We start from the raw sequence: 21,251 nt of genomic DNA, 5'->3' as shown, positions 1-21,251 counted from the left end.
GCAATGACGTTCGTCCATCCCGATCCCGACAAGCTCCGGCGGCTGGCCGAAGACTGGCGCGACCAGGCCGACCGGCTGGAGCGTCTCGGATACGCGGTGGTGAACGGCGTCTGGACGACCACGTGGAAGGGCGGCGCCGCGCTCGCCGGCCTGGACGCGGCGACCACTGTCGACATCCAGCTCAAACAGGTCGCCGAGGGCGCGCGCCGCTGGGCTCATCAATTGGATCAGTCGGCCGACCAATGGCAGGAACGCATCGACGCCTACGAGGAGTCGATGATCCTGGGCATCATCCTGGGCATTTTCAGCGTGGTGCTGATGCCGTTGTTCATATTCCTGCCCATCCGCATCGGGCTGATGGTGGCCAACGTCATCAAGACCTTGGGTCTGACCGGGACGACGGCGCGGGCGGCGGCGGTCATCGCCAACTTCGGTGTGAATGCGCTGGCCTTCGGCACCATCCAGCTCGCCATGGACATGATCGCCGAGCCCGCGGCCCACGCGTACGCGACGGGAAGCCCCAACTTCACGCCTTCCTGGATGGAAGGGGTCTTCGTCGGTGTGGCCGCGCTGCTGGGCGGTCTGTTCGCCATCGGGCCCGGCCTGGCGACCCTGGAGCGAACCGGTGTGACCGGCGGCGCCTCGGAGGCGGAGAAGTTCGACGTCCCGTCCGTCGACGTCACGTCGTCCGGCGAAGGGCAGAACAACCTCGGGGGCGCTGGCCGCAACGGCGAAGGGGTGAATGAGGGAACCACATCGGCGACAGTGCCGGCCAGGAACCCCGCCACCGACGTGGACAGGATGCCGACACCCACGGCGACGCCGCGGAGCCTTCCCGCCCGGAGCCCCGGAAGCCCGCCGGCCCATGCCGACGCCACGACCGTACGGGGGCTGCCCTCGCCCGGCCGGACGAACGGCACGGCGTCCACACCGGACCTTCGCGCCGGGGCCGGCCCCCGCGAGCTTCCGCAGCTTCGAGTCCACACCACGATCAACTCGCCGTCGGCCGGGCGTGCCGCACCGCCCGCGGTGCACGAGACGCCATCGGCGCGCGTCGGCGAACCGGCGCCGCGCCCGATGACCTCCGACGCGGACGGCGTCCGGGCACCTTCCCCGAGGGTCGCCGAGCACACGGGTGCGCCTCGCGCCGGTGACGTTTCGCCGCGTACGCCGTCCGTCAGCAGCGTCCATGAGGGCGCGATCAACCGGCCCGGCGACCTCTCGCCGCATGCCGGGGAGGCGGCGCCCTCCGCGCCTCGTGGCGTGCGAGGCCCTGCCGTCCCGGCACCCGGGCACCCGGACGGTGTTCCCAGGGTCCACGGCGATGAGATGACGGTGCCCGGCCGGCCGCCCTCGGTGCCCGGTCACCTGCTCAAGCCCGCGACGCCGGCGGCGCACCCGCCGCCCACCGGGGACGCTGCTCCGCGAATCACCCCCCGCCCGGAGACGGGCGGCGGTGCACCGCACGGCCACTCCGGGCCCGCCATCACCGACGCGATCACGGGCCGGCTCGCGCACATCGACGAGGGAATGCGGATCCGGCACGCCGAGCTGCAGAACACGCACTCCGGGCCGGACATCCCGGAGGCAGCCGAGGCCGCCCGCGCGATCCGCAAGGGCGCCAAGACGGACTTCGGCACGATGCCGGAACGCGCGCACACCGGACCCATGCATCGCGATCCCGTCACCTTCGCCGACCACGCGAGGAACCTCCTGCACCGCTTCGCCGGCTTCTACGCCGGCGAGGCCGGGGTGCGGGACAAGATGGGAGACATTCGCAGCTTCATCGACGGCAAGCACTGGGGCATGGTGCCCGGCGACATGGCCGGAGCCCGCAGGGGAACCGCCGAGTTCATCGCGCGGCTCGCGGGCATGCCGGAAGAACATGTTGCCACCGTCACAGCCGGTCTGGCCCGCACCGAGCGGGGAGCTGTCGCGGAGTCGTTGAGCGATTTTCGCGAGGGGCTGCGCACCTATCGGGGAGGCGGAGTTCCCGGCGAGGCACCGCATGCGGGCGGTGGTCTTGCCCGGACGGTGGCTGAAGGGCGCGCGCTGCACGGCTACGATGCCGCCACTGCCGCACGCCGCGCCGCTGAGGCAGAGGTGGCCAGGTCGGATGCGCCCGCGGCGACCGCCGCGGAGATCAGGGCGTTGAAGGCCGAACAGTCCCGGGCCGCAGCCGCGGCCGATCGGTGGGCAACCCAACGGGAGAAGCTGTTCGCCAAACTGTCGGACGGGATGACGGAATTCCACCGCGTCGAACAGCGCGTCCGGCCGGTCATGGACTCCGAGCCGCCCGCATCGGCGATGCGCCACGGCCAGCCGGTGAGCCGGGAAGCGATCGAGCAGGAGACCGCAACGGTCGCCCACCGGCTGCGCCCCAACGTGGTGGCCGACTTCGCAGCCGAACGCAGGAATGCCGCGAACCTCGCCGGCCTGTCGAGCGGTCGTGGCAGCGGGCCGGTGGTGCGCTCACTCGAATCGGTCCCGCCTCCGGAACAGACCGCGATGCTGCACGACTTCCGGGCCTCGGAGCAGCAGATCTTCGACGAGACCCTGGGGACTGTCACGCGGGCGGGGTTCGACGCGCACAGCGCGCGGTTCCAGCAGGCGGCATGGCAGTTCAAGGTGCGATATGCCGCACTGCGGGAGTCGGTGCGCGTCAACGGCGTCATGCACCACGAACTGGGTGGCCTCACCGGCGCGCAACAACGGCTCGCCGAGGACGCCGGGCGTCACCTGTCCGACTCGGATTTCTCGTCCGCCGTGCAGCAGTGGCGGCGCGATTTCACCGGTGACGTGACCCGGATGGTGGGTGACGCCGTCCGCCGCGGCAAGCCCTTCACCGCCAAGCAGCAACATCAATGGCAGGAAATGCGACAGCGGTGGAACGATGTCGAGCTGCCCCGCTATCTGCGGGAAGCGCGAGTTCCGGAGCAACGATCGGCACCGGACGTCTCAACCCGCGCACCCCTTGCCGACGTCGACCTTCCCCGTCTTCCGGCCGAGCTCGCACGCGCACGCATCCGTGCGGCGATTGAGACGGCTGGCATGCCGGTCACCGAACGCCACGGGATGCTCTTCGTGCACGCGAACGCCGACCAGGTCGCGATGGATCGCGGTCTGGTCGATGACCTCGCTGATGCGGTCTCGCGCGTCGGCGCGCGCAGTGGCGACTCTCACCTGGTCCTCGGCCCCGGCGTCGAACCGGAATGGGCGCTCGGCGCCGGTCTGCGCGCCGAGCTCCGCCCGGGTGTGAAGGTGCACGCCCCGTTCCTCACGACGAGCGAGCGTCTCACCCTCGCGGACCGCTATCCGGAGGTGGTGCCACACCGCCCGACCGCCGACGTCGCAACCCTGCCGGGCTCGGAGCCGGACTCCGACGCGGCCTCGCCCTTCGATGCCGACGCCGGGGACGGCGCCGCGCCCGGTGCGCACGACGTCCGGGTCTTTCGCGTGCAGATCCAACCGCCGACGGCGGACATGGACCGGCTGGCGCAGGCTCTGCTGCGGAGCAAGGCGTCATGGCGCGGGGGAGAGCCGGCCTCGGACGCCAAAACGTCGTGGGAGGCCGCCGCGCGTCTGCACCCCCGGGAGACCGCCGAAGCCTCCGGGCCTGACACGGCGGCCGAGGTGGCCGGCTCCCGGGACGGGCATGTCGACACACCACCGAGCTATGAACAGATGCTCGATGGCGACAAGCTGCCCAGCTACCAGCAGGCACGGACAGACCCGCCGCCGGCTCCGACACGGTCGGACGTCGCACGATGGATGGCCGAGAACGACGCACGCCGGAACCTCATCGTGCCCAAGCCGCTCGACGAGCCTCTGTCCGGACTGAACCGGACCATCGATGAGATCCGGTCCGAGCAGCGCGCCGCAGCCTCCGATCAGGTCGGCGGTCTGAGCCGGGCAGAACGGCCGGTGTCGCAGAAGCTGGATCCCGGCCGCTTGGACGGCGCCGTGCCCGATGACCCGGGCGTGCCGTCCGCCGCGATGCCGGACGCCCGCCAGACGGCTTGGAACGCCCTCAACAAGTACGAGGCGGACCTGCGGCAAACGCTCGGGGACGGCATCCGGCAGGGCGAGGCACCCGGCGACTTCGCTTCGGGCACACCGGCCCCAGGACGTAGCGGCCCGACCGTCGCCGCTGGCCTGCTGCGCTCCGCGGACTCCACGACGTCCCCCGCATCCGCCGGTCCCGAGGTGCGGGAACAGGTCCGCGAACTGCCCAATGTCGAGCTGGACCGCGCACACTCGTGGCTGCGCCGGCAGAGCGATCCGAGCTGGGCCGGCGTCCGCGATCACGTCGCCGGGGAATGGCAGGACCGGGTCGATCGCGGCGACCTGGAACCAGGCGTCTCGACGATCAGCGCGCACGAGGCGGCCCGTCGGCTGCTGACGCCGCGGCACGTCGAGCAGCCGCCCCCGGCGCCTCGGGACCTGCCGGAGCCCCTTCCGCCCGCCGAGCAGTTCCGCGGCGGTCACCCCCACGAGCGGACGGTCTGGTCACACGTACGGCAGAACCTGATCGACGAACTCCGCAAGCGCCTCGGCAACGCCCGCACCCTCGACGAAATGCTGCCCGACACCGACGGCGATTTCGTCCGCGCGCTGCACGACACCCCCGGCGGCAGCGGAATCACCGAGCCTCAGCTCGACGCGCGGCTCAACGACTTCCGGGCCGAGGTGTCACGCTCGTTCGCAGACGTTCTCTCCGATTCCTTCGCCCATGTGCGGGCACCCAGCGCGGCAGAACGTGACCGGTGGCACCGGCGCTATGCCGACCTGGTGCGGAATCTCGATGACGACCTGCGAATGCAGGTTGGCCACAACGAGATCGACGCTGCCGCCAGCCGAGCTTTCGACCGATGGCGAGAGCAGGATGTGGAGCCGGTCGCCACCTACAACGCGGCGCTGCAGCACTGGACGCGGGACGCCACCGGCCACCTGGAAACGATTGGCGCCGCCCACCGATGGCAGGATGCCGCAGCGGTCTTGGCCCGGCGGATCCGGGAAGCCGACGTCTACCTGGCCATGCACCGGGGCGCGGAAAGGGCAGCCGCCGAGGTCGCCGACATGTTCGACGAGGTCGTGGCCGCGCGGCCCGCCCCGTTTGCCGACCTCGACCGGGTGGCGCGATCCCGCGCCGAGGCGATGTCCGCCGCCCATGACCAGTACCTGAGCTGGTGGAGACCCACGCGCATCGCGCAGGCCGTCGATGACCCCACCGCGCAAGCCCACCTGGCAGATGACCGTTTCCCGGACCTCGGCGCCGCCGTCCGTGTGCGGCTGGACCACCTCGACCGGACACAACCGTTGCTGGACTGGATGGAGCGGATGACGCAGCCCGACACGCTGCCGCCCGCCCTACGGTCCGCCCTCGATGAGGAACGCCTCGCCACCGTCACCCAGCACGTGCGGCGAGAAGCTGAGGTCGTCATCGACGCCGTTGCTCCGTCATTCGGATCCGACCCGCAACCCCTCACCGAGAACGTGCTGCACGGCCTGCGCCATAGCCTGAACCTGCTGCGCGACCAGATCCCGGAGCGAGCCGCGTTCGCCACCGGCGCCGCCGAGCTTGCCCGGTCTGCCCTGGAGCGCGTCAACACCGAGGCGATGGAGGGCGTGATCGAGGCGTTGACCCTGGGCCTGGACCCGTCGGCGTCTCTCACCACCGCTTCGGCCGACGCCCGCCGCGCAGTCCTGTCGGGGGTCGAGCGGGTGCGGACGGACTTCGCGGCGCAGGCGTACACGCCGACGGCGCTGGCCGGGCACCTCGCGGAGCTGGAGAGCCGGCTCTCCTCGGTCGTCGCCCGTGTCCGCGCCGAGACGGTCCGCGACGCGCTGCTGCGGCATGGCGACGCGGCGGCGGTGGCGACGCTCAACGAGCACGCCGCCGCGGCCGGCCGCGACCTCGGCACGCCGGTGCAGCAGCGCCTCTACTCCGATTTCGAGCGAGATTACGTCGCCGAGTATCACCAGATGTTCGGCGGCGACGGCGGCTTCGATGTGGAAGCCTGGCTGCGGCGCACCCGGCCCGAGCCGGCGGCGCCCTCGGAAAGTGCCGACGACCGCATCGAAACCCGCCTGCTGACCGGGCCGGACGGCGACGTCGCGGACGACGAAGAACGCCGCGCCGCCGAGCTCATGGACGTCCTCGGCGGGCTCACAGTGCCCGGCGCGCGTCCCGATCCGGTGGCCGGGGAAGCCCTGTTGCTGCGCTTCCTGCCCGAACCCGAGAGGCATGCCTGGCAGCAACGAGCGCAGGCGGACCCGGCCGGGGACGCTCCGGACGATCTGCTGAACCGCGTCGCCGAGGTCGCCGCGCTGCGGCTCGGCAATGACACCGCGCTGGCCGACCTGGTGTCCGGTGCCACGCAGGCATGGGCGGCCGCCGGCTCCGGCCGGGTCACCCCGGAGCACTTCGAGCGGCTGCTCCGGCGCTTCATCGGTGACGCCGGTGATCTAGGCCCGCGGGTGGCGGAACCTGAGGAGCAACTCGGCGAGTTGGCCACCCTCGATGTGCCGGATGTGGAACCTTCCCCGGCACCACACGCGACGGTCGTCGCCACGCCGCCGGAGGCGACCGGGGAGCAACTGCGCCAACTCACGTGGTTGTCGCCGCCGTCCGGCGAACCCGGCCACGAGCAGGAATCCGACGCCCGGCTGCTGCACCGCTTCGCCGCCCTGTTCAAGGCTCGCGCCGAGGCTCTGCCGGCCAAGGTCGGTGCGGAATTCTGGTCCCGTTGGCTGGCCGCGGGCAACGATCCCGATCGGCAGGCCGCCATCCGGGGCGAGATGACCGCCGCGGCTGACGCGGAGCGTGCCAAGATGCCGATCGCGTCGCGGTATCCGCAGCTTCACGCCTCCGTGGCTACCGAATTCACCAAGCGCGTCGAGAACGCCGATTCGCTGGCGGAGATGCGGCGCATCGAGGTGGAAACGGCCGACGCCGCGGCGCGGGCAGCGGCGCGGGGCGACGACGGGGCGTCGTCACCGGCCGGCACAACCGAACCGGTCGACGAGTTCGACCGGCAGTACGCCGTCGTGCCCGATGCGGAGCGTGCCCTGTTCCGGCGCGACATCCGGTTGGCGGGCACCCCGGAGGCCTTGGAGCGGTTGTACGACCAGCTCGACAGCCGCCGGGACGCGCTGCAGGCCGCCGCCGACGCGCCCGGCGTCACCTTCGAGCAGCAGATCGAGGCCCTGGGACGATTCGTGCCCCGGTACGGATACCGGGTGATCGGTGAGCACGCCCCACCGATCACCCGTGAACTGGCCGCGCGGTTCGACCACGACGCCGCCGAACTCGATTCGCTCGACGATCTGGACGCCTTCGATGAGCGGCTGCGCCGCGACGGCTACGCCCGTGCCCGCAGGCCCGGTGACGACGCGCAGATCGCGGCCCGCCTGTCGGCGCTTCCGACCGTGCCGATGCAGCACGACGACCTGGTCGGCATGTTCCGCCGCTGGGCGAGGCAGGAGGCGACGCGGGCCGGCCTGGAAAAGGCGGCATGGCGCGGCACCGTGACCGCGGTGGACGAGGCATTGGCCGCGGGCGACGGCACCGCCCTGTACGAGGCGGTGACCGGCTTGCAGGAGACGGTCCTCGCCACCCGCCGGGCAGCACTCACGCCTGCGGATGAGCAACCCGTCACGCCCCATTCGCAGCAGCCGCATCCCAGCGCCGCCGACCTGGACGTCGAGCACGAGCTGGCCGAACTGCGTGCCGCGGTGCGCCTGGTGGAACGGTCCGAGGCCGCCCCCGAGATCGCCCGCGTACGAGAGCGCTTGTCGCAGGCGCCCGCGGCGCCGGACACCGATCCCGTCCCGCCGGTGCGGCCCCGCACGCTCGACGACCTGCGCCGGCAGATGCCCTCCGTGCCGTCCGGCGCCCCGCGGGATCCGGACCGGGGGAGCGGACCGGACACGCCCGGCCCGCAGGACGGCGAGCAAGACCTCGGCGACTTCGCCGAGGAGATCCGGCGGATGGCCGCCGCCGAGGGCGCGACCGGACGTTCCCTCGGTGTCGCCCCCGATGAGCAACTGACCCGGCGCCTGCGGCGGCTCGGAGAAACCGAGACGGACGAGCTGCCGGCGCCAACCCCGAAGCCGCCCGGTACGGCACCGGATCCCGCCCCCACCACCACTTCGGCGGCCGGGCCCAGCCGACCCGACATCGAGTCGATCCAGCCGGACGGTTCCGTCGTCGTCGCTCGCGCAGCGGCCCACAACCGGACGGCCTCCCCCTCCGAACGGCTGCGGGAGCGGATGGCCGAGGAGGCCGCTGCCGAGGTCTCCGACGCCTACGATTCCTACCTTGCCCTCGAACGGGACCTGCGGGCGAACCGGGAGGATCTGGCAAGCCGGGTCCGCGCCGCGGTCGATGCCTGGCGAGCCGAGCACCCGTCGCGCCACGCCCAACTGAGCGACCAGATGGTGGAACGGATCGAACGGGACCTCGCCGACACGATCACACCGCACTTCTACACCGTCCGCGACACCCTGACCGACGGCGCGATGCAACGGACGTTGATGGCCGGCCTCATTGCCGAGAAAACGCAGGGTCTCGCCGGCCGGCTGGACGAAGCCATCAGCCGCGCCGACACCGGACAGACAGCTCCGGCGATACCTTCGGACCGCCTTCACGCTCGTGTCGACGACCTCACCGATGAGCACTTCGACAAGGTCGTCGGGGCATTCCGCCGCCGCGACCTGTTCGGTGGCCGGTGGTTGAGCGCCGATGACTACGCGCGGCTGCGTGCCGGCTTCGCCGCCACGGGTCGAGACGCCGCCGGTCCAGCCGGCGCCGCGGCCGACTGGTCGGCGACACCCTCATGGGTGGCGCGCATGGACGCCGCCGCGGCGAGGCTCGCCGACGAGCTGGCCGTGACGGCGTCGGGAAACCGATGGTTCGAACGGACCGTCGCGGCCGTCGCCTTCGACGGGGGCGACGATCCCTCGCAGGCGCCACAGATCCCGCAGGCAGAGTGGTATCGGACCGCATTCGGGCAGCGCCTGCGAGACGACTACCTGCGGGCTGGAGCCGGGACGGCGCCGGGGTGGTTCGGCTCCCTGGCCGCCTACGCCGAAAGCATGACAACGGCGGTCTCCGTCGCGACCCAGTCGCACGAGGACTCGACGTGGTCGAACTGGCACGCGTCGTTCGACGCCTCGCTCACCTGGCTGCGCGACCAGCTTACCTTCGCGTACGAGATGCGCGACGTGCTGTCCGCAGCGGCGGCACAGTTCCATCGTCACGTGGCGCACGAGGGCGGTGCCGGGGCGACGGCCACCGTCGTCGCGCTGGCCGAAGGCTTTCGCGTCGACGCAGTCCGGTCACATTTGCGCGGTAAGGGCCTGCCACCGGACGCGTTGGCTGCCTGGCTGGAAAGGGAAAAAGCAGACACCCACGTCTTCGCCGCCGAATGGGCCCGGCGCTCCGCGGCGTCCACCCGGAGCGTGACCGACTTCGCCGCGCGAGCCGATCGCATCACCGGCGCCCTGCTCACCGAGTACGCGCCGCGCGTGACCGCGGCCGCCGAGGTGGCTCGCCGCCAGCCGGACTTCGCCGGACTGTTCGCCGCCGAGGTCGGCCGCGCCGCGACGCGCACCACCGAGCTCGCTGCGGCGTACCACGACCGGAGCGCGGCGCATCAGTGGATCCGAACGCTGGACGGACTCGATCCGGACGAGCGCGTGGCGTGGCGTGACCGCGCGGTGTCCGAGCTGACGGATCTGTACCAGCAGGTGTGGCACGCGGTGATCCGGACCGGCTCGGCGGTCGACTCCGAGCCGTGGCGTGCCGCCGTGGAACGCTGGGAGCAGCTCAACACCCGTTACTGGGCCGAGGCGCGGATCGCTGCTGCGCGCCGCCAGCAGACCGCGCGTATCCAGCCGATGATCGCTCGTCTGCGTGCCGAGGCCGCGGACCTCGGTCTGTCCGACGCCGACATCGCGGCCGCGGTTGCCGTGTTCACCCGGGAGGCAACGGCCGCCCTGGAAGCTCTGCTGCACAGCAAGCCGTTCGATCCCGCCCGGCTCGGCCGTTGGGCCGAGCTGGACGCCGAGTTGGCCGCGATGGTGCCGCAGCACCTGCGCATGGCGCGAGCGCGGCGGGAAGCGATGAAAGGTGCGGCCGACGACCTGCAGAACCGGCTGGCGCAAGTCGCGCTGTCCGCCGACGAGCGGCGCGCTCGCAGCGCCGAGGCCATGACCGCCACCGCCGACGTGTTCGACCTGGCCTACCGGCAGTTCCGGCACGTCGATGACGACCAGCGCGTGGAGCAGGCCGAGTTCGCCGCCGCCAGACAACGTCAGCGTGTTGTCACCGACGCGCCGCAGCGGCCGGCGTCCGAACCGGCAGCGAGCGACCAGCAGCCGTTCCTCGGTGACCTCGCCGCGGACGCGCACCGGCGGGTGGCCGATGGCGCCCTCGACGCCGGTCCCGGCGTTCTGCACCGGATCCACGGGGAAGTCGACGGCGTGCTTGAGGATGCCCGGCGCCGCCTGGAGGCTGGCGAGTACGCCGCCGGATCCGCCGAACGTGTGCTGGCGACGGCACGGAACCGGCTCGATGAGATCGTTACCGGGATCCCGGACCGCCTTGCCGCCGAACGCCGGCTGGAAACCGCCCTGGCCACCGCCGCGGACAGGTTCGCCACGCTGCCGGGCGCGGAAAGCCTGCCCCATGAAGACCCGCTGCGTCACCGATTCCTGAACGAGGTGGCTGGTAAGGCCGCCGTCGGCGACGCGCACCTGACGTCGGCCGCATGGACGGCCGCGGCTGCCGGGGCTTTGCGTTCCACCGCCCGGGCGAGAGCCCGCATTGCCTTCGAAGCTCAACTGACCCGCATCGTGGATGCCGAAGTCGACCGTTTCGCCGGGGCCGACGCGGTCACCGCCCGGCACGCTGCCACCGCCTGGCACCACGACGCGCTGCGCCGATTCGAGTCCCACCTGACGACCGCGGAGCACGTCCCGGCCGTGGGCGACACCTCGCTCGCGGCCTCGTGGTTGGCGGATCACCGCAACGGTGTTCCGGACCTGCGGATCTGGCTGTTGCAACGGGTCGGCTGGAGGGCTGCGGAGGCGCAGCTCGACGGCGACCTGGACGCGGCCGTCTCGGTTCTGCGGCACCAGGTGCCGGCCGCCGCCCTGGATGAGGCGCTGCGAGACCTGCGCTCTCGCATCCGGCACTGGTATTTCCGGCCCGGCTTGAGCATCGAGGAGGTGACGAGTTGGCCGCGAACCTACGCACAGGTCGCCGCACAGATGCTGCCACGGCTCGCGGAACAAGCAAGCCGGCCGGACATGGGCACGGCCGTGGCCGCGTCGCCCGCCGATCACGCGGCGCACCGCACGACCGGCGCGGCACTGTCCGCCGGCGATGCGTGGCAAATCCTGACCGAGGCGCAAGTCGCGGACCGCAGCCGGTCTCTCCTGGATCGTTCCGGGACCGGCGAGCGCGGCCTGATGCTTCTTGATCTCGCCTACCGTTTGGACAGACCGGCCGTGTCAGCGTTGCAGCGGCTGACCGATGACACCGACCGGAACGCCGCCGCGCTGCTCACCATTGTCGACGCGCTGCTCGCCCACGCCGCAGGCGAGGCGAGCGCGCTCAGAGCGCTCAGCAAGTCGGTCTTCCGCCAGGTCGAGCGGTCGAACCGTCAGCCGCTGGCCGACTACGTCACGGCGCACCACCTGGCCACGGCACCGGCGGGTGGCCGCGGCGCCCTGATGGATGTCATCACCCGGATCTACGAGTGCTGACGATGACCCGGGCAAGCACCGCAGGAGAGAGGCGAATCATGATGACCAGTCCCGGCATGAAGGACCTGCTGAAGCGGGTCGAGGCCATGCAGGCCCACCTGTCGGCCGTACGCGAAAACCTCAGCGACACCGAGGTCACCGGCACGGCCCACGGCGGTGCTGTCGCGATCCGGGTGACCGTGACCGGCGAGTTTCGCGCCGTCCGGATCGACCCCGAGGTGCTGGAACTCGGCCAGGACGAGACCGAGCAGGCGGTGTTGAGCGCGTTGCGGGACATCGCGGAGCAGATCCGAACGGTCAGCGAGCAACGGGCGGCCCAGCTTCCGGACATCCTCACGCACTTCGCATGAGCGTCGGCGCCAGGGTGCCGGCCGTGTTTCGGTGCGAAGGGTCATGCCCGAGGCACTTACGCTTCTCGTTGACTGCTTCGCCGACGACAACATCATCTGCCCGTGCGACCGTCTCGGCGTGGAGAACAGCGTCGGCACGATCGGTGCCTCCGAGCCGGCCACCGCCTCCGCTCGGGAACCCCGGCCGGACGAAGACCTCCGGACCCTGCGCGAGGTGCACGGCCCGGTGCTTCTGAGCTACCTGACCCGGCTGGCGCACGGGGACCGCCACCGAGCCGAGGACGTGGTTCAGGAGGTGATCCTGCGGGCCTGGCGGACACCGTCATCTCGAGATGGGCAGGGCCGGTGGAGCCGCGCATGGCTCTTCACCGTCGGCAAGCGAATCATGATCGACCACTTCCGGGCCGTCGCCGTCCGACCGTCCGAGCTTCGCACCGAGTCGCTCGACGGCAACGCCTCGGTGGCGGATCCGACGGAGTTGCTCCTCGAACGACAAGAAGTTCGCATCGCGCTGAACGCGCTGCCGGAAAGACTGCGGATCACTCTGGTCGAGATCTACTTCCGCGAGCGATCCGTGGCCGAAGTCGCCGAGATTCTCCACGTGCCCGCGGGCACGGTGAGATCGCGGACGTTTTACGCCCTCAAGGCGCTTCGGGAGGCGCTGGCCGAGCGCGGATTCGACGTCGGCCCCGAACCACGACCATAGCCCGCCCCGCGAGGGGACACGATCTCAGAACGGAACCATGGGTGTGAATACCATCGAACGGATCAAGGCGCGGCGTCTCGCCGGGACATCGATGCGGGCCCGGACCGAGATAATCGCCTTGGCCCTGACACTGTCCCTCACCGTCGGCCTGGCCTTCACGGTCGTGCCCGCGCTCGCCTCGGCGGACAAACTGAAGGGCACGCCGGTGCCGGACAAGGACGTGGCGTCGTTGGTCGCGGCGGCCCTCTCGTGTCCCGCGCTCAGCCCCCAGAAACTCGCCGCCCAGCTCATGGCGACCAGCGCGTTCGGCAACGCCGGCGGCAAGGGGATCGCCGCGATGAGTGACACCGACTGGTCCCGCTGGCGTCCCTGGCCGGGCGCCGGACGCGGCGATCACGCCGCCAACATCCTGGCGGTCGCTCACCGCACGTGCGAGACCGTCGGAAGCCTGCGCGCAGCGGGCGTCAAGGGCGACCTGTGGTCGGCAGCCCTGGCCGCGGACAAGGTCGGCGTCCGGGCAGTCATCGACGCCAAGGGTGTTCCCGAGGCGGCACAGGACAACGTCCGCCGGGCGGGCGCATATGCGAACTGGTACGCCGAACAGCCGGAATTCACCACCAAGACGGACAAGAACAAGTCCACGAAGAAGAACGAGGCCAAGGCGATGGACATCCCCGCCGGTCTGGTCTCCGACGTCACCGCCGCAGGGCGGATCTGCCCCACCGTCACACCAGTCCGGCTCGCCGCGCAACTGCGCGCCCTGTCGAACTTCAACCCGAACCTGCAAGGACCCAGCGGCGCACAGGGCATCGCCCAGTTCACCCCCGACATGTGGGAGGAGTACAGCCCCGGCGACTCCACCTCGCCGTGGAACCCGGACGACGCCATCTCGGCGCTGGGCACCGCGATGTGCGACCTGACCGATCAGTTCGCCGGCCTGAGCGGAACGAACCCGTACGTGCTCGCCCTCGGCGCCTATCAATGGGGCCCGGACGTCATCCGGCAGGCGGGCGGCCTGCCCCGCACCACCGTCCCGCAACTCGTGGATCGGGCACAACGCTTCACGCAGGAATATCAGAAGGACCCCAGGCTGGCCCCCCATCGCACCCCGGCGACGTCGCCTGCACCCGCCACCGGCGCGCCGCATGATCCCACGCCCGGCCACTCGCCATCGGCGAAACCATCGCCGAACGTGCCGGCCTCGAAGACTCAGCCGCCGATGTCAGCCCCGCCGGCACCAGCCGCGGACAAGGCCACGCCGGTGAAGTGCACCCTCGGTGCCGGCTACCGGATCCAGAACGTCTGGGCCGGGGCGGTGCTCGACGTTCCCGGCGACAACGTGAAGCACGACGCGGGAACCCGTGTCGATATGTGGAAGAACACGCACGCCAAGGATCAGGTGTGGACCATCACCAAGGCGCCGGCCGACGGTTACGTCATCATCACCAACAAGTTCACCGGTTTGGTCTTGGCCGTGGAGAAGAAATCCAGCGCCGACCGGGCCAAGCTGGTTCTCTCCGCGAAGCTGCCGAAGGTCAAGAACCAGCAGTGGAAGCTGATCGACGCGGGCAACGGCCAGATCTACCTCCAGAACCATCTCTCCGGCAAGGTGATGGATCTGCTCGGCAACGACCTCGGCGCGCCGCGCAAGGACGGCACCTGGAACGGCTCGTACGTGCAGCAGTTCCAGCGTCAGCCCCGGGCGCACGACCAGCGCTGGCGCCTGCTGAAGAACTGACCGAATCAGACGACGACAGGTGCGAACGCAGATGTTTCTGTCCACCAGAGCCTCGACCGGCGCCGTGCTCGCGGCGGCTGCCCTGACGGCAACCCTCGCTGCCGTGCCCTCGGCGGCCTTCGCCGGCAGCGAGTACGTGAAGTACTACACGGTGACGACCTCCTACCATGGAGCCGCGGAGAACCTGACCGAGATCGCGCAGCGTTTCCTCGGCAACGGCAAACGATCCACCGAGGTATTCAATCTCAACGTCGGACGCCCGCAGCCGGACGGGGAGGCACTGGTCAACCCGGCCAAGCTTGCGGCAGGGTGGACGTTGATGCTGCCCTGGGACGCCGTCGGCACCGGGGTGAACTACGGCCTGCTGCCCGAAGACACCCCGGGAGCCCAGATCACCCCGGCACCCGCGCGCTCGGCCAACACCACCCCGGACCGCGCGACCGCGCCGGTGGCCGCCACCCCGTCTCTCGACCCGGCGTCCGTCCCCCCGTCCGGCAGCGCCCCGGCCCCGCGTCCCTCCACCGGATCGAGCGCCAAATCCGGGGGTTGCGCCGGTGCTGCCCCCTCCGGCAGCGGATCGACCTGGGCCCAACTGCGGCTGGCAGCCGACCAGGCATGGCCGCAGAGCCGCGGCAAAGGCCAACTGGTCGCCGTCGTCGACTCCGGCGCCGACGGCAGCCTGCCCCAGTTGACCGGGCACGTCTCCGTCGGCGCCGACATCGTCGGCGGTAGCGGGCGGGGAGACACCGACTGCCTCGGCACCGGTACGGCGATGGCCGGCCTGATCGTCGCCCAGCAGAACAACGACGGCGGACCTGCGGGGATCGCACCGGACGCCACGGTGATGCCCATCCGGGTCACCGGCGCAGCCACCCACGCGAGCCCAGCGGACGCGGCATCCGCGATCCGGGTAGCCACCGACGCCGGGGCGACCGTCATCGCACTCGGACCCTCGGTCGACGCGGGCGACGCGTCCGTGTCCTCGGCCATGCACGACGCCGTCGCCGGTGATGTGGTCGTCGTGGTCGCCGCCGCGGCGGCGACCGCCCCGGCGGGCCCGGAGGCCGACGTCGGTGGCGGACTGCTGCGCACCGCCGGCATCGGCGTGGATGGCGACCTCGCCGGTAAATATCGCGCTGGCGGCGTGGACCTGGTCGCACCGGGGGCGAACGTGACAAGCCTCGGCATCACCGGCACCGGCACGACGTCCGGAACTGGAACGCACTACGCGGTCGCCTTCGTCGCCGGCGAGGCGGCCCTGGTCCGCGCCGCCTATCCGGAGCTGTCCGCGGCGCAGGTCGCCCACCGGATCGAGGTGACCGCGGACCCGATGGGCGAGGGCTCCCGCCCGGACAGCAGCTACGGCTGGGGCCTGATGAACCCGGCCGCCTCGGTCACGAAGGTACTGCCGGAGGAGAATGCCACCGGAGACAACGCATCGCGCATCGTCCCGGCCGCCGAGGTGCGCCGGAGCAACACCGCGCTGCTGACCCTGATCACGGTCCTCGCCCTGGGTGCGTCGATCCTGTTGGTCCTGCGGTTGCGCCGGTTGCTGCGACCCGAACCGGCCACCGGCACCGACGGCGCCCGCCCCGGCGGTGACGCGGCGAGCGGATCAGGCCCGCCCCCGCCTGCCCCGCCCCCGCCTGCCCCGCCCACGACGGCGGCTCCGCCAGCGAACGGCGGCCCGTCGCGCAGCACGCAACCGGCGCTCGTCCAGGTCGGGGTGCGCCCGGACGCGGCCGCGGCGCCGCCCCCACCGCCGCCGGTGCCGGGCGCAACGACGGCAGGCGAGCGGCCGGTGGTGACCGGACGACCACCCGAGCAGACGCCCCCGGCTAGCTGATCCGGACGCGGCGTTCGCCTGCCGGCGGACCTGGACGAGGACAGGCGATGTCAGCGACAGCAAAGCACGGTGAGTCCGAGCACGTCACCGGCCTGCTCGGGCTCTATCACCTCGGCGAGCTGAGCGCGTACGAGGCGGCGGGAGTGCGCAGCCACCTTGCCGCCTGCGCTGCCTGCCGGAACTCGGCGGTGGACGTCTGCGGCGTTCTCGCCGCGCTGGCACTGCTGACCGGCGACCGCGACGATCTGCTGAACACCTTCGGCGCGCTGGGCAGCGCGGCGCCGCCGCCGTTCCCCGCGCGCTTCGCCCCGGCGGAGGCGGAACCGGAGCCCCGGCGGCATGCCCGCGCCGCCCGGCTACGGCGATCGCGTGACCGCTCCGGAGCCCGGCAGGATCCCGGCAGCGGAATCGGCGCCGCAGCCGCGAAAGCGGCGGCGGCGCCGATTCCCGCCCCCGCAGCGGCGACGGCGTCCCCGGCTCCGTGCGCCCGCGACGGAGCCATCGCCGCCGCTACCAAACCGGTGGCCCGGACGACCCCCGCAGCACCGCGACACGACTCGCGGCCGTCGCCGAGGCGCCAACCCGAGCCATCCGCAGAGCGCCGACCCGCGCCGGTGACGGCCCCACTCGGGCAGGCAGAGCCTGAACCGGCTCGCGGTGCGCCGGCCGCCGCACCGCCGCCACCCGCCGCAGGCCGCGGACGAGAGCGCCGTCCCACCCGGCGCATCGTGCTGACCGGCGGGCTGCTGATCGTCACGCTGTCCCTGGCAACTCTCGGGATCGGATTCCTTGCCCGTGACCCCCTCGCCGGGAACGGAAAGCCGACTGTCACGGCGCCGCCGACCGTGACCGCGACGGCCACCGACAAGTCGCACGCGATCTCCATGGCACTGACCCTCACCCGCCGGCCGGGCGGTGCTCACGTGCACGTTCGTGTGCGCGGACTGCAACGGGGTACCGGCTACCGGCTGTTCGGAAACGACTTTTCCGGGCGGTCCTGGCCGCTGGCGTACTGGACGGCTGACGGCGCCGAGGAAAGCATCGACGGCGAGATCGCGGTCGGCATCCAGGAGCTGTCCCACTTCACGATTCAGCGCAGTGATCGCACGACGGTGGCGACCGCGTACCTCCCGCGGTGACCGGCACACACCACTGCCCCTCGGGTCCCCGTCGGTGCCCCGGAGTCCTCACCCGCACGCGATGCCGGGCTCCGTAGGCGCCGTGGATGCCATGCTCCCGGCACGCGTTCGCCGCGGAGCCGGATCGCAGAATCCGCGTCTGCCAGCGTGATGAACCTCAGGAGGTGACAGTGGGCCGCGACCGGCGAACGGTGCTCATGCCGTCGACGCGGTCCGACGACGCCTCCGCCGCCATCACTCAGCGCAGCGAATTCGTCCGAGCCTATGTGGAGCACGCCGGAGCCCGGGCAGCCAGCGAACGCCTGACGGTGCGATGGCCCACCCTCATCACGGTGACCGCGCTGGTCTCCGTGGGCGCCCTGGTGGTCGGCATCTTCTGGAGCCTCATCGACCCACCGGAAACCTCCGCCGCGCCCGCAGCCACGGCGAAACCCTCCGCTGCCCCCTCCTCATGGACGGCGGTGGCCGGCTGGGACTGTGCCACGGGCGCGGACCGCGGCTTCTCCGCCCAGGGCCGCACCGGTGACTGGCGAACCGCGCCGGCCGGCGGTTGGAGTCAGGACGGCTGCCACGGCACCTACGAGACCGTCCCGACCGCCTCAGCCGGATCGACCGGATCCAGCGGCCAGTCCGGGACATGGTGGTTCGCCCCACCGGTCGGCCTGGACCACTGCCGGATCAGCGCCTTCGTCCCCGCGCCGAGCAGCACGTCCCGCCCGGTGGCCCAGGCACGGTATGCGGTGCTGGCCGGCAGCGGCGCCGATGCGTACGCCACCTTCGGCCTCGATCAGCGTGCCGGGACGGGACGGTGGACCGAGGTCGGCTCGTTTCCCGTGCACGAGCAGAAAATCGCCGTCCGGCTCGACGCCGCGGGCAACACGGGCGCCGCCGGCAGCCGGCTCGCGATGGCACAGATGAAGGTGACCTGTGGCAGTTGAGCCCAACCTCGACGAGGCCCTGACCGACGGCCTCTCATCCACCCCGTTCACCGGCCGCGTGGAGCGCGTCTCCCCGCGAGGCTGGGGCCGGCACCGCAGCATCGGCTCGGCGGTGCGCGCCGCCCCCGACGGCGGCGTGGTCACCATCGCCTCCGGCGTCTATCGCGAACATCTGGTGATCGACCGGCCGGTCACCCTCGTCGCGGCCGACCGCGGCGGCACCGTCGACATCGCCCCCACCACCGGGACTGCGCTGTCGGTCCGTGCCGGTTCCGTGACCGTCGACGGCCTCACCCTGCGGGCGGCAGCTCCCGGCACGGCAGCCGTCAGCGTGGCCGCCGGATCCCTGACCCTGAACGGGGCCGTCATCACCGGTGGCGTGGTCGAGGCATTCGGCAACGCCACCCTGCTTCTGCGCCAGTGCGTCATCGAAGACGCGTCGATCGCCGCGTTGACGATCCGCGACGGCGCACGAGGCCAGGTCGACGGACTCCGCCTGGAGCACATCGACGGGGTGGGGATAGCCGCGACGGACACGGCCCACCTCGCCCTGACCCGAGTCACCATGACCGGCATCACGGGCGTCGGCATCCTGGTGACCGGCAGCAGCACGGCAACGATCAAACACTGCGACATCGGCCATACCGGCTCGGCGGGCCTCGACTTCGCCGAAGAGGCCCGCACCCACGTGATCGACTGCACCATCCACGACGCGGACGGGGAAGGAATCCGGGCGCTCGGGAGCGCCGCCTTCGGCCCCGACTGGTGGACACCGCTCGCCGCCGGCCGCCCCGCCGCCGGCTCTGCCCCCGCCCCCGGCGCCGGCGGCGGCGGCTTAGCGGTGGAACGCTGCCACATCAGCCGCACCCAAGCCGCCGGAGTCTGGTTGGGCGGCACCGCGCAGATGGTCCTGACCGACGTCGACGTGACCCGCGCCGGGACCGCCGGCGTCCTCGTCACCGACGAGGGACGGCTCGGGATGTCCGACACCCGGATCACGCACAGCGCCCAGACCGCGCTGGCGGTGCGCGACGACGCCGAGGTGCGCGCCGTCGGATGCGCCTTCACCGATTCCACGGCCAACGGCCTGTACGCAGCGGGCGGCCGAACGGCGATCAGCCGTGGTGAGATACGCCGGTCCGGGTACACCGCCGTCCATCTCACCGGTACGGCGTCGGTGGCACTGCGCGACAGCGTCGTGACCGGCACGCCGGAGATCGGTGTGCATGCCGCGGACCGGTCCCTGCTGCACCTCAAGGACAGCGTGATCGAAGCCGCCGCCGTCCACGCCGTCGCAGTCTCCGGATCCGCCGACGCGGTGCTGAGCACCGTGCGCCTGACCGGCGGCAGAGTCGCTGTCCGTCTGGACACCCCACACCGCCCTCTGCTGGAGGACTGCGACATCCGCGATGCCACGCAGACCGCCGTGGAAATCGCCGATGGCACCGGGCCCCTGCTCATCCGCTCCCGCGTCCACGGCTGCGGCGCGGCAGGCGTCATCGTCGGTGAGAACGCGACACCGGTGCTGGACCGCTGTGAGATCACCGCAACCGGCGGCAGCGGACTGGCCGCCGCCACGGGTGCGTTTCCACTGCTTCGCGCCGTCACGGTGACCGGCAGTCAGAAGAACGGGCTGTACTTCGGACCCGGCGCGCACGGCGAGGTGACCGACGCGACGATCTCCGGCACCGGCTATCCCGCCATCCACATCGGAGACCAGGCCGACCCGGTGCTCAGCCGGTGTCATGTCCACGATGCCGACCAGGACGTCAGCGAGGCCCAGAACGCCAAACCCCGGTACGACGGCTGCTGGAGCACCGGCGTCACGACCGCCACGTTCCCGGAGCGGGCCCCGGCGTCCGCCGCCGCCACGGCGACCTCGCAGCCGGAGGCTCCGCCGGACTCGCAGGACCAACGGGCCGGTGACGGCACCGACCTGGACACGCTGCTCGCCGAACTCGCCGAGTTGGTCGGACTCGCCCGAGTCAAGCAGGACGTCGGCACCATGGTTCGCCTGGTGCAGATGGTCAAGCGCCGCCGAGCCGCCGGCTTGTCGCCGCCGCCCATGTCGCGGCATCTCGTCTTCGCCGGCAACCCCGGTACGGGTAAGACCACCGTCGCGCGTCTGTACGGCAAGCTGCTCAACGCGCTCGGCATGCTCTCCAGCGGCCACCTGGTGGAGGTTGACCGGGGCACCCTCGTCGGCGAGTACGTCGGGCACACGGCTCCCAAGACCCAGGCTGCATTCCGCCGGGCGCTGGGCGGAGTGTTGTTCATCGACGAGGCGTACGCGCTGGTGCCCGAGGGCGGCGGCACGGATTTCGGCCAGGAGGCCATCTCCACTCTGGTCAAACTCATGGAAGACCACCGCGACGAGATCGTCGTCATCGTCGCGGGATATCCCGAGCAGATGGCGCACTTCGTCGCCGCGAATCCCGGCCTGTCCTCTCGGTTCTCCCGCACCCTCACCTTCGACGACTACACCGGAAGCGAACTCGTCCACATCGTCGAACGGCACGCGGGCATGCACGACTACCGGTTGTCCGGCAGCGCGCGCGAGGCGCTGGCCGCGTTCTTCGCCGCGACCGGCCGGGGCGAAGGCTTCGGCAACGGCCGCTTCGCCCGCAAGGTGTTCCAGCAGATGACTGAGCAACACGCGGGCCGTGTCACCCAGCTTGTCGACTCCACCGACGAACAGCTCAGCACCCTGGAAGCCGACGACCTGGTCGGTGTCGACGTCGACGAGCGCGGCTGAGGAG

8 protein-coding genes are annotated in these 21,251 nt (G+C 71.6%); all 8 read left to right on the top strand.

The annotated features are described in order from the left end of the window. Positions 1-3: 3 nt before the first annotated feature. Positions 4-11,775, top strand: a complete 11,772-nt coding sequence (locus IEY73_RS05490; protein ID WP_189077975.1) for a hypothetical protein — start codon at positions 4-6, stop codon at positions 11,773-11,775. 38 nt (positions 11,776-11,813) lie between these two features. Then, complete coding sequence (locus IEY73_RS05485) at positions 11,814-12,125, top strand: YbaB/EbfC family nucleoid-associated protein (protein ID WP_189077974.1); 312 nt, start codon at positions 11,814-11,816, stop codon at positions 12,123-12,125. A 43-nt stretch (positions 12,126-12,168) separates the two neighbouring features. After that, on the top strand, positions 12,169-12,831 hold the full coding sequence (locus tag IEY73_RS05480; protein WP_189077973.1) for a sigma-70 family RNA polymerase sigma factor: 663 nt from the start codon (positions 12,169-12,171) through the stop codon (positions 12,829-12,831). A 43-nt stretch (positions 12,832-12,874) separates the two neighbouring features. After that, positions 12,875-14,569 (top strand): RICIN domain-containing protein, encoded by a 1,695-nt coding sequence (locus tag IEY73_RS05475; protein WP_189077972.1) that lies wholly within the window; start codon positions 12,875-12,877, stop codon positions 14,567-14,569. Between the two features lie 31 nt (positions 14,570-14,600). Next, positions 14,601-16,415, top strand: coding sequence for a S8 family serine peptidase (locus tag IEY73_RS05470; protein ID WP_189077971.1), 1,815 nt, complete (start codon positions 14,601-14,603; stop codon positions 16,413-16,415). 47 nt (positions 16,416-16,462) lie between these two features. Further along, complete coding sequence (locus IEY73_RS05465) at positions 16,463-17,554, top strand: zf-HC2 domain-containing protein (RefSeq protein WP_189077970.1); 1,092 nt, start codon at positions 16,463-16,465, stop codon at positions 17,552-17,554. 164 nt (positions 17,555-17,718) lie between these two features. Then, positions 17,719-18,492, top strand: coding sequence for a hypothetical protein (locus IEY73_RS05460; protein ID WP_189077969.1), 774 nt, complete (start codon positions 17,719-17,721; stop codon positions 18,490-18,492). Next, entirely contained in the window at positions 18,482-21,247 is a 2,766-nt protein-coding gene (locus IEY73_RS05455; protein WP_189077968.1) for a right-handed parallel beta-helix repeat-containing protein, read from the top strand. The genes IEY73_RS05460 and IEY73_RS05455 overlap by 11 nt, the downstream gene beginning before the upstream one ends. Positions 21,248-21,251 lie beyond the last annotated feature (4 nt).

Source organism: Mangrovihabitans endophyticus, assembly GCF_014646155.1.
GTDB classification, from domain to species: Bacteria; Actinomycetota; Actinomycetes; order Mycobacteriales; family Micromonosporaceae; genus Actinoplanes; species Actinoplanes endophyticus.
This window is presented reverse-complemented; position numbering and strand designations above follow the sequence as displayed.

What these genes read in the sequence shown, in the direction of transcription:
- IEY73_RS05480 (WP_189077973.1), top strand. Translation starts at nt 12,169, where the DNA reads ATGCCCGAGGCACTTACGCTTCTCGTTGACTGCTTCGCCGACGACAAC.
- IEY73_RS05465 (WP_189077970.1), top strand. Translation starts at nt 16,463, where the DNA reads ATGTCAGCGACAGCAAAGCACGGTGAGTCCGAGCACGTCACCGGCCTG.
- IEY73_RS05485 (WP_189077974.1), top strand. Translation starts at nt 11,814, where the DNA reads ATGATGACCAGTCCCGGCATGAAGGACCTGCTGAAGCGGGTCGAGGCC.
- IEY73_RS05470 (WP_189077971.1), top strand. Translation starts at nt 14,601, where the DNA reads ATGTTTCTGTCCACCAGAGCCTCGACCGGCGCCGTGCTCGCGGCGGCT.
- IEY73_RS05490 (WP_189077975.1), top strand. Translation starts at nt 4, where the DNA reads ATGACGTTCGTCCATCCCGATCCCGACAAGCTCCGGCGGCTGGCCGAA.